The sequence below is a fragment of the Kitasatospora sp. NPDC057518 genome (assembly GCF_042802075.1).
Classification (GTDB): Bacteria; Actinomycetota; Actinomycetes; order Streptomycetales; family Streptomycetaceae; genus Kitasatospora.
Genome location: NZ_JBHVEU010000398.1, coordinates 1 through 8326 on the forward strand (window position 1 = coordinate 1; position 8326 = coordinate 8326).

Here is an 8326-nt window from a genome sequence, read left to right on the forward strand (position 1 = left end):
GCCCTGACGTTTTCAGCGCGCCCGTTCAGCGCGGCCGTTCGGCCGCCGGCAGCACCTGGGCGGCGAGCCGCAGCGGCGGGCTGTGCCGGAAGGTGAGGGTGAACTCCACCCACTGGCCGGCCCGCAGCGGCGGCGGGTCGGCGATCATCAGGTCCGCGTCCTCCGGGGTCATCCGCAGCTCGCCGCGGCCCGGCACCGGCAGCGCCGGGGCCGGCTCCCAGCGGCCCGCCGCGCCCTGGTGCAGGTGCCGCTTCAGGGTGATCCGGCCGCCGAACTCCCAGCTGGCACCGGTCAGTTCGTCCGGTATGTCGCCCGGGTTGCGGATCGTGAAGAAGGCCGCCGTGGCGGAGGCCGCGCCGGCCGTCGGCAGCAGCACCCAGCCCGGGCCGGCCTCCACCGGGCGGTCGCGGCCGGCCCCGCCGAACGCCGTCCAGCCGGTGAGCAGGACCAGGGCCAGCGCCGCCGCGCCGACCGGCGGGCCGACCGCCCCGAGACGCTGCCAGGCCTTCACCGTCGTCCTCCCTTGCGCCGTCCCTGTCCCTGTCCCTGGCCCCTGCGCTGTCCCCGCCCCGGTTCCCAGGTGCGCAGCCGCAGGCTGTTGCCCACCACGAGCAGCGAGCTGAGCGACATGGCGACCGCCGCCAGCATCGGGTTGAGCAGTCCGACCGCCGCCAGCGGGATCAGCACCAGGTTGTAGCCGAAGGCCCAGAGCAGGTTGGCCCGGATGGTCGCCAGGGTCTGCCGGGCCAGCCGTACGGCGTCCACCACCGCCTCGATGTCGCCGCGCACCAGGGTCAGCCCGGCCGCGCCGATCGCGGCGTCGCTGCCGGAGGCCAGCGCCACCCCGAGGTCCGCCGAGGCCAGTGCCACGGCGTCGTTGACGCCGTCACCGACCACCGCGACCGTCCGTCCGGCGGCGCGCAGTTCGGCCACCACCTCGGCCTTGCGCTCGGGGGAGGCCGAGGAGTGCACCCGCTCGATGCCCAGCTCGGCGGCCACCGCCCGGGCGGCGCCGGGGCCGTCCCCGGTCAGCAGTACGGTCTCCAGGCCCAGCCCGCGCAGCCGGTGCAGGGCCCGCCAGCTCCCCGAGCGCACCGTGTCGCCGACCGCCAGGACGGCCGCCGGCCGCTCGTCCAGCTCGACCACGACGGCCGTGCGGCCCGCCTCCCCGGCCTGCGCCACCGCCTCGGCCAGGGCCGGCGGCAGCGCGGCGTCGTCCGGCCGCCCGACCCGGACGGCCCGGCCCTCGACCGTCCCGGACACCCCGAGCCCGGTGGCGGCCGCGAAGCCGGTCACGGCCGGCAGCGGCCCGCAGCGCTCGCGGGCCGCCGTCGCGACGGCCCGGCCGATCGGGTGCTCGGAGCGGTGCTCGACCGCGCCGGCCAGCCGCAGGGCCTCGTCCTGCGTGGGACCGTCCGCGGTGGTGACGGCGGCCAGTTCCATCCGGCCGGTGGTCAGCGTCCCGGTCTTGTCCATCACCACCGTGTCCACCCGGCGCAGGCTCTCCAACACCTCCGGGCCGCGCACCAGCACGCCCAGCTCCGCGCCCCGCCCGGTCGCCGCCAGCAGCGCCGTCGGCGTGGCCAGCCCGAGCGCGCACGGGCAGGCCACCACCAGCACCGCGACCGCCGCCGTCACCGCCGCCTGCGGGGCCGCGCCCGCGCCCAGCCAGAAGCCCAGCACGCTCGCCGCGACCGCCAGCACACAGGGCACGAACACCCCGGCCACCGCGTCCGCCAGCCGCTGCGCCCGCGCCTTGCCGGCCTGGGCCTCCGCCACCAGCTCGGTGATCCGGGCCAGTTGGGTGTCCGCGCCGACCGCCGTGGCCCGCACCACCAGGGCGCCGCCCACGTTCACCGTCGCGCCCGCCACCCGGTCCCCGGGGCCGACCTCGACCGGCACGCTCTCCCCGGTCAGCAGGCTCAGGTCGAGCGCCGAACCCCCGTCGACCACCACCCCGTCGGTGGCCACCCGTTCGCCCGGCCGCACCACGAACTCCTGCCCGGGCAGCAGCAGTTCGATCGGCACCAGGCGCTCCTCGCCGTCCGCCCCCCGCAGGCACACCTGCTTGGCGCCCAGCTCGGCCAGCGACCGCAGCGCGGACCCGCTGCGCCGCCGCACCCGGCCCTCCAGCAGCCGCCCGGCCAGCACGAACAGCGGCACGCCGACCGCCGCCTCCAGGTACACGTGCGCGGTGCCGCCGCCGTCGGCGGTCAGCGAGAAGGGCATCCGCATGTCCGGATCGCCCGCCCCGCCGAGGAACAGCGCGTACGCCGACCAGCCGAAGGAGGCCACCACACCCAGGCTGACCAGGGTGTCCATGGTCGCCGCCGCGTGCCGCAGCCCCCGCAGGGCGCGGAGGTGGAACCCGGCAGACCCCCAGGTCACCACGGGGACGGCGAGCGCGAAGCAGACCCACTGCCAGGCGGTGAACTGCGCCGACGGCACCATCGACAGCACCAGCACCGGGACGGCCAGCAGGGCGGTGACCAGCAGCCGCCACCGCTCGTCCGGCTCCTCCGCCGCCACCCCGACCGGCGCCCCCGCGGGCAGCGGCTCGGCGGTGTAGCCCGCCCGCTCGACCGCCGCCACCAGCTCCGCGACCGGCACCCCGGCCGGGTGCAGCACCCGGGCCCGTCCGGTCGCCAGGTTCACCCCGGCCGTCACCCCGTCGATCCGGGCCAGCCGCTTCTCCACCCGGCCCACGCACGCCGCGCAGGTCATCCCGCCGACCGCCAGATCGGTGGCGACCACGGGCTCGGCGACGGCGCTCACCGCATCCCGCCCATGCCGTGCCCGTCCATCCCGGGCGACCCGCCGCCCCCGCTACTGGGCCGCAACCCGGGCGCGACCGGGCCGACCTGGCGCCCCACCCCGTAGGCCACCACGAACACCACCACCAGCAGCAGGACGAACCCCGCCAGCACACTCAACGGCCGGACTCCCGGCGACTTCGCACTCACCCCCCAGCAGTCGGACGGGCGACGCGGTTGGTTCCCGTACGTTCCGGAACCGGTTCCCGTACGTTCCCGAACCGGCGGTGCCGGGCCGCTCCGCCGGGCGGCGCCCCGGCGGGTGTCCCTTGTCGGTGGGGCGTCGTAGGTTTGCTCCGCACGCCGAACACCGGGCGTGCGGACCGAGGAACACCGAAGGGGGAACCAGCGATGAAGCGTACGGGGAAGCAGGGCTTCGCGGCGGTGGCCGGGGCAATGGGGGCGGTGCTCGCCCTCGCCGGGACGGCGGTGGCGCAGCCGGCCGGGAGCGGGGCCGAGGCGCCCGCCGCGGTTCCCGGCCAGCCGGGGACGGGCGAGATCCTGCCGCACCCGGGGCCGGAGGGGCTGATCTGGATACCGGACTGGATCGGCGACGGCGGCGCCGTGACGGCCTCGGTGAACCCGTCGCAGCCGTTCACGTTCACGCTCGGCTGCCGGGGCGGCGGCTCGGTGGACGTGCACATCGGCGGCGCGGCGCCGGTCGACTTCACGGTCCAGTGCCCGGTCGACTCCACCGGCGTCGGCTCGGTGGAGGTCCCCGCCCGCCCGGGCCGGGACCTGCTGTTCACCGCGCACACCTCGGACCCGTCGATCCACTGGGGCATGTACGCCACCCAGGCCGACTAGACATATCGCAGGGTTACGGCCGAACGCTGCGCGGCCCGATGGCGGTGGCACCCGACACGCCGACCCGGGCCCGCAGTTCGCGGTCGGCGGTGGCGACCAGGCAGGTGCGGGCGGGGTCTCGGGCCTTCTCGGCCCGGACCAGCTCCACGATCCGGTCGTCGCCGCTGCCGCTCGCCGCCACCACCCGTACTCCGGGCACGCCGTCCACCCCCCGGGCCGCGCCCTCGACGACCAGCACCACCTCCAACGGGCCGGGGTGCTCCGGCACGCCCCGTTCGGCGACGGCCACCAGCGCGTCCCGCAGCCGCTCGGCGGCGCCCCGCCGGTCGCGCCACCAGCCGTCCGGCACCGATCCGACCACGTTCGCGCCGTCCACCACCAGCAGCGGGAGCGGCCCGGCCTCGTTCTCGTCCATGGCCGCCAGCCTGCCACGCCGCCCGGGCGGGTTCCGCGGTGGCCGGTCGGAGCCGCGCCGCTCGGCCGAACCGGCGACGCGGGCGGCATGTCCGGTGCCGCCTGAGCGCCGGCCCCGGGCGGCTCGGGTAGGCAACGGGCCCATGGAGACACGCATCGACGAGATCGCCGAACGCATCTACCGGATCTCGACCTTCGTCCCGGAGATCGCCCCGCCCGCCGGGTTCACCTTCAACCAGTTCCTGGTCGACGCCGAGGAGCCGCTGATCTTCCACACCGGGATGCGCTCGCTGTTCCCGGCGGTGTCCGAGGCGGTCGGCCGGGTGCTGCCGGTGGAGCGGCTGCGGTGGGTGACCTTCGGGCACGTCGAGGCGGACGAGTGCGGGGCGATGAACGAGTTCCTCGCCGCGGCCCCGCACGCGCGGGTCGCGCACAACACGCTCGGCTGCCTGGTCTCGCTGAACGACCTGGCCGACCGCCCGCCGGTGCCGATGGACGACGGCGAGGTGCTGGACCTCGGCGGGCGCCAGGTGCGCCGACGGGTGCGCAACATCAACACCGCGCACGTGCCGCACGGCTGGGAGGCGCGGGTGCTGTTCGAGGAGCAGACCCGCACCCTGTTCTGCGGCGACCTGTTCACCCACCTCGGCAACGGGCCCGCCGTCACCGACGCCGACCTGGTCGAATCGGCCCTGGAATCGGAGGGGCTGTTCCGCCAGACCTCCTGCCTGACGGCCGCCGCGACCGCGCTGCGCTCCCTCGCCGAGCTGCGCCCGCGCACCCTGGCGGTGATGCACGGCTCGTCCTTCCACGGCGACGGCGCGGCCGCGCTGACCGCCCTGGCGGACGGGCTGGAGGAGCGGTTCGGACCGGAGTCGGGGTTCGTCGGGCTGCCCAGCGCACTGGCCGGCCCGCACCCGTAGCCCGGTCCGTCGGCGCTCGGTCCGTCAGCGCTCAGTCCGTCAGCGTGATCCGGATGCCGACGGTGCCGCGCTCGCCGCGCCGCAGCCGGCTGCCGAGCAGGGTGAGCACGCCGAGCAGGCCGTACTTCTGGCGCAGCAGGGTGCGGTAGGCGGCGGTGCGCTCGGGGCCGAGGAGCTCGGCGGTGGCGGGGTACTGCTCGCCGGTCGGGCGGCCCTTGACGTCGCACGGGCCGACCAGCACGTCGGCGCGGTTGCGGATCCGCTTGACCTTCCAGGAGTCCGCGACGGTCCAGACCCCGAGCGCCTCCCCGTCGCGCACCACCCACACCGGGGTCGGCACGGCGGTGCCGTCCTTCCTGTACGTGGTGACGAGCAGGTAGCTCCCGGAGGAGAGCTGGACGATCCGGGCGAGCCGGTCCGCGGCGGAGGGGTCGGGCGTGGTCATGGCCGGAAGTCTAGAGGGCTCCGGGCACCATCCCGGGCAGCGGAGACGGGCGGTCACCAGAACTGCGCCAGCGCGCTTTCCTTGAAGGGCGTCGGGCTCACGCTGAGGTCCCCGGCGAAGGGCCGGTCCAGTACCAGGACCAGCAGCAGGCTGAACCCGATCAGCGCGGCCACCGAGCCGACGAACAGCAGCCGCACCTTCGGGCTGCGCAGCCCGTACAGCAGGGTCAGCGCGAGGATCACCAGCGCGCCGCCCACGATCAGCACCTGGAGCAGGACCGGCAGTTCGTTGCGGCTCTCGTTGATCCGGTCCCGGCGCTGCCCGACCGCGTCGTTGAGGCTGCCCAACGCCTCGGTGTAGAAGGCCTGTTCGGACTGGGACTGGGGCTCGTACTCGCGCAGCACCTGGTACATCCGGTCCACCTTGGTGGCCGTCACTGTGAAGTCGCCGCGGCCGGCCCTCATCAGCGGCCACTGCTGCTCGACCACGGCGTGCACGTAGTCGTGGATCGAGGCGTTCACGGCGGTCTGGACGTCGGGCGGGAAGGCCTTGGCGTCGCGGGCGATCTGGGAGATCGACGTCGCCTCGGTGGAGACCACCTTCTGGGTGTCCTGGAGCTCGGTCCACAGGTTGACGATGACGAAGGCGAGGATGATGCCGTAGATCGCCCCGAACATGCCGAGCACCACGCCGACCATGTCGTTGTTCTCGCCACCGGTGAGGGCGGGGAAGCGGCGGGTGGTGAGGAGGCTGCAGGCCACGGCCAGGACGACGAAGCCGCCGACGACCAGGAACGTGAGCTCGGTGGTGGAGAAGTGGTTCAGCAGCCAGAGTTCCACGGCCGTCCGTCCTCGCCGGTCAGTCGGGTGTGGTCCCGCGGGGCCCGCGGGTGGTACGGGGAGGCCCGCCGGTCCGGGCGGTGCGGAGCAGGGTGCGGGCGCGGCGGGTGAGGCGGTGCCGGCCGTGGCCGCCGACGCCGGTGGCGCCGGTGGCGCCGCCGACGGCGGTCGCCCCGCCCCCGTCGTACGCCGCGGCGGACGCGGCGGACGCGGTGCGGCGGCGGGCGGTGACGCGGGCGGTGGCCCAGGCGGCGAGGGCGGTGGCGAGGACGGCGGCGGTCCAGACGGCGGGGGCGAGGCCCGAGCCGGAGCCGCTGGTCAGCGGCGGACGGGACCAGGGCGGCAACTGCTCGCCGGCCTCGGCCCCGCCAGCGGCGGCGGACGGCCCGGCGGGGGCGGGGGCGGCGGTGTCGTCGACCAGCTTGCCGACCGGCTGGACCTTCCCGGCGGCCGCGAAGCCCCAGTCGAGCAGGCTGGCGGCCTCGTCGTAGACCCTGCCCTGCGTGTCCGGGTGCATCACCGTCACCAGCAGGGTGCGGCCGTCGCGTTCGGCGGCGCCGGTGAAGGTGGCGCCCGCGTTGGTGGTGTAGCCGTTCTTGACGCCGATCAGGCCGGGGTACTTGCCGAGCAGCCGGTCGGTGTTGGCGATGTCGAAGCTGGTGCGCTGGCCGGTGAGCTTGTCCAGTCCGCCGGGGAAGCGCGCGGTGCGGGTGGCGCAGTAGGAGCGGAAGTCGGCGTTGCGCAGCCCGGCCCGGGCGAAGAGCGTGAGGTCGTAGGCGGAGGAGACCTGGCCGTCCATGTCGTAGCCGTCCGGGGAGACGACCTTGGTGTCGCGGGCCTGGAGCGCCCGGGCGCGCTCCTGCATCTCGGTGACGGTCTGCTGGATGCCGCCGTTCATGTGGGCGAGGACGTGGACGGCGTCGTTGCCGGAGCTGAGGAAGACGCCCCGCCAGAGGTCCTCGACCCGGTACGGCAGGTTCTCCTTGACGCCGACCAGGCTGCTGCCGGCGCCGAGGCTGGCGAGCTCGGTCGTGGTGACCTTGTGCTCGGTGGTGCGGTCGAGCTTGGGCAGCACGGTGTCCGCGAACAGCATCTTGAGGGTGCTGGCCGGGGGCAGCGGCAGGTGGGCGTCGCGGGCGGCGAGCACCTCGCCGGTGGCCGCGTCGGCGACCAGCCAGGAGCGGCCGGTCAGGTCGGAGGGCAGCGCGGGCGCCCCGGCCAGCGGCGCGACCTGGACGGCCGGGCGGCCGAGCCGCTCCCCGCCGACGGCGGGGACGGAGTCCTGGGCGAGGGAGGCCGGGGCGGTGACGGCGAGGACCAGGACGGCGCAGGCGGCGGCTCCGGCCGCGGTCACGGCGGCGGAGGGCGACTTCAGGGGTGTGCGGGTGGGGAACACACGGCGAACGTACCCGCGCCGCCGCCGGGCCGCCGGGCCTGCTGCTCCGTCCGGAGCCGGGCTGAGCCGTCCGGAGCCGTCCGGAGTCGGGCTGAGCCGTCCGGAGTCGGGCCGGGTGGTGAGGCACCGTGAGGAGCCGGGTCGGAGCCGCGTGGAAGGGACGACTTTGGTGGCGTCGGCCCGCACCGAAAGTCGGATGTCCGGCGGAGGGCCGGATTCCTAGGCTCGGGAGCATGAAGACCCTGCTCGGCTACCTCGGCTCCGTGTTGATCGTCGGCGGCGCCTCCGGCCTGCTGTCCACCTGGATCGAGGGCTTCCGGCTGTTCGGCTTCGTCCGGGTCCTGGTGCCGGCCGGCCACGAGATCGCCGGGTACTCCACCCTGGTGGTGCTGGGTGTCCTGCTGGCGCTCCCCGCGGCCCGGCACGGTTAGCGGATGCGCGGCAGGGCTGGAACGCGCCCGGCACGGTCAGCGCACACCCTGATCGTCTGAGAGGGCGTTCGATAGGGGAATCCCCCCAACTGTCCGGCTTCCAATGGCGCGGCACGGACTCGGTTCCAGGATCTCGTAGCGGCCGGGCCCGCGTCAGCGGTATTGATCAATCGTGACTCAACGACGCCGGTACCCCTCGGACCTGAAGGACGACCAGTGGCAGCTCATCGAACCGATGCTGCTGCGCTGGCGGTCGGC

10 protein-coding genes are annotated in these 8326 nt (G+C 75.4%); 3 read left to right on the forward strand and 7 right to left on the reverse strand.

Translation table 11 applies throughout. The features are described 5' to 3' along the window. Positions 1-25: 25 nt before the first annotated feature. Genes ACFU7Z_RS30955 through ACFU7Z_RS30965 form a run of 3 tightly spaced genes read right to left on the reverse strand, consistent with a single transcriptional unit; the run spans position 26 to position 2933 of the window. Entirely contained in the window at positions 26-511 is a 486-nt protein-coding gene (locus ACFU7Z_RS30955) for a copper chaperone PCu(A)C (protein WP_380781124.1), read from the reverse strand. Then, entirely contained in the window at positions 508-2775 is a 2268-nt protein-coding gene (locus tag ACFU7Z_RS30960) for a heavy metal translocating P-type ATPase (RefSeq protein ID WP_380781126.1), read from the reverse strand. Before ACFU7Z_RS30960 ends, ACFU7Z_RS30955 begins: the two co-directional genes overlap by 4 nt. Beyond that, entirely contained in the window at positions 2772-2933 is a 162-nt protein-coding gene (locus ACFU7Z_RS30965; protein WP_380781129.1) for a hypothetical protein, read from the reverse strand. The genes ACFU7Z_RS30960 and ACFU7Z_RS30965 overlap by 4 nt, the downstream gene beginning before the upstream one ends. A gap of 231 nt (positions 2934-3164) precedes the next feature. Between ACFU7Z_RS30965 and ACFU7Z_RS30970 the strand changes: the two genes are divergently transcribed. Beyond that, on the forward strand, positions 3165-3620 hold the full coding sequence (locus ACFU7Z_RS30970) for a hypothetical protein (RefSeq protein ID WP_380781131.1): 456 nt from the start codon (positions 3165-3167) through the stop codon (positions 3618-3620). A 13-nt stretch (positions 3621-3633) separates the two neighbouring features. Here ACFU7Z_RS30970 and ACFU7Z_RS30975 read toward each other — a convergent pair whose 3' ends face one another. After that, positions 3634-4035 carry an NTP pyrophosphohydrolase gene (locus tag ACFU7Z_RS30975; RefSeq protein ID WP_375873665.1) on the reverse strand — a complete coding sequence of 134 codons (402 nt, stop codon included), beginning with the start codon at positions 4033-4035 and terminating at the stop codon, positions 3634-3636. Positions 4036-4177: 142 nt separating this feature from the next. Between ACFU7Z_RS30975 and ACFU7Z_RS30980 the strand changes: the two genes are divergently transcribed. Then, the gene (locus tag ACFU7Z_RS30980; protein WP_380781133.1) at positions 4178-4957 is read left to right on the forward strand and encodes an MBL fold metallo-hydrolase; all 780 of its coding nucleotides are present in this window, start codon (positions 4178-4180) and stop codon (positions 4955-4957) included. 31 nt (positions 4958-4988) lie between these two features. On the opposite strand, the gene ACFU7Z_RS30985 is transcribed toward ACFU7Z_RS30980, so the two are convergent. Genes ACFU7Z_RS30985 through ACFU7Z_RS30995 form a run of 3 tightly spaced genes read right to left on the reverse strand, consistent with a single transcriptional unit; the run spans position 4989 to position 7637 of the window. Further along, positions 4989-5402, reverse strand: a complete 414-nt coding sequence (locus tag ACFU7Z_RS30985) for a PPOX class F420-dependent oxidoreductase (RefSeq protein ID WP_117486643.1) — start codon at positions 5400-5402, stop codon at positions 4989-4991. A 53-nt stretch (positions 5403-5455) separates the two neighbouring features. Then, positions 5456-6241 (reverse strand): DUF4239 domain-containing protein, encoded by a 786-nt coding sequence (locus ACFU7Z_RS30990; protein WP_074003706.1) that lies wholly within the window; start codon positions 6239-6241, stop codon positions 5456-5458. Between the two features lie 19 nt (positions 6242-6260). After that, positions 6261-7637 (reverse strand): D-alanyl-D-alanine carboxypeptidase family protein, encoded by a 1377-nt coding sequence (locus ACFU7Z_RS30995; protein WP_380781135.1) that lies wholly within the window; start codon positions 7635-7637, stop codon positions 6261-6263. A gap of 233 nt (positions 7638-7870) precedes the next feature. Here ACFU7Z_RS30995 and ACFU7Z_RS31000 point away from each other — a divergent pair, with 233 nt between their 5' ends. Beyond that, complete coding sequence (locus ACFU7Z_RS31000) at positions 7871-8068, forward strand: hypothetical protein (RefSeq protein ID WP_049660802.1); 198 nt, start codon at positions 7871-7873, stop codon at positions 8066-8068. Positions 8069-8326 lie beyond the last annotated feature (258 nt).

Excerpts from the sequence above, each read along its gene's own strand:
- ACFU7Z_RS30985 (WP_117486643.1), bottom strand. The coding sequence starts at position 5,402 with ATGACCACGCCCGACCCCTCCGCCGCGGACCGGCTCGCCCGGATCGTC.
- ACFU7Z_RS30975 (WP_375873665.1), bottom strand. The coding sequence starts at position 4,035 with ATGGACGAGAACGAGGCCGGGCCGCTCCCGCTGCTGGTGGTGGACGGC.
- ACFU7Z_RS30980 (WP_380781133.1), top strand. The coding sequence starts at position 4,178 with ATGGAGACACGCATCGACGAGATCGCCGAACGCATCTACCGGATCTCG.
- ACFU7Z_RS31000 (WP_049660802.1), top strand. The coding sequence starts at position 7,871 with ATGAAGACCCTGCTCGGCTACCTCGGCTCCGTGTTGATCGTCGGCGGC.
- ACFU7Z_RS30970 (WP_380781131.1), top strand. The coding sequence starts at position 3,165 with ATGAAGCGTACGGGGAAGCAGGGCTTCGCGGCGGTGGCCGGGGCAATG.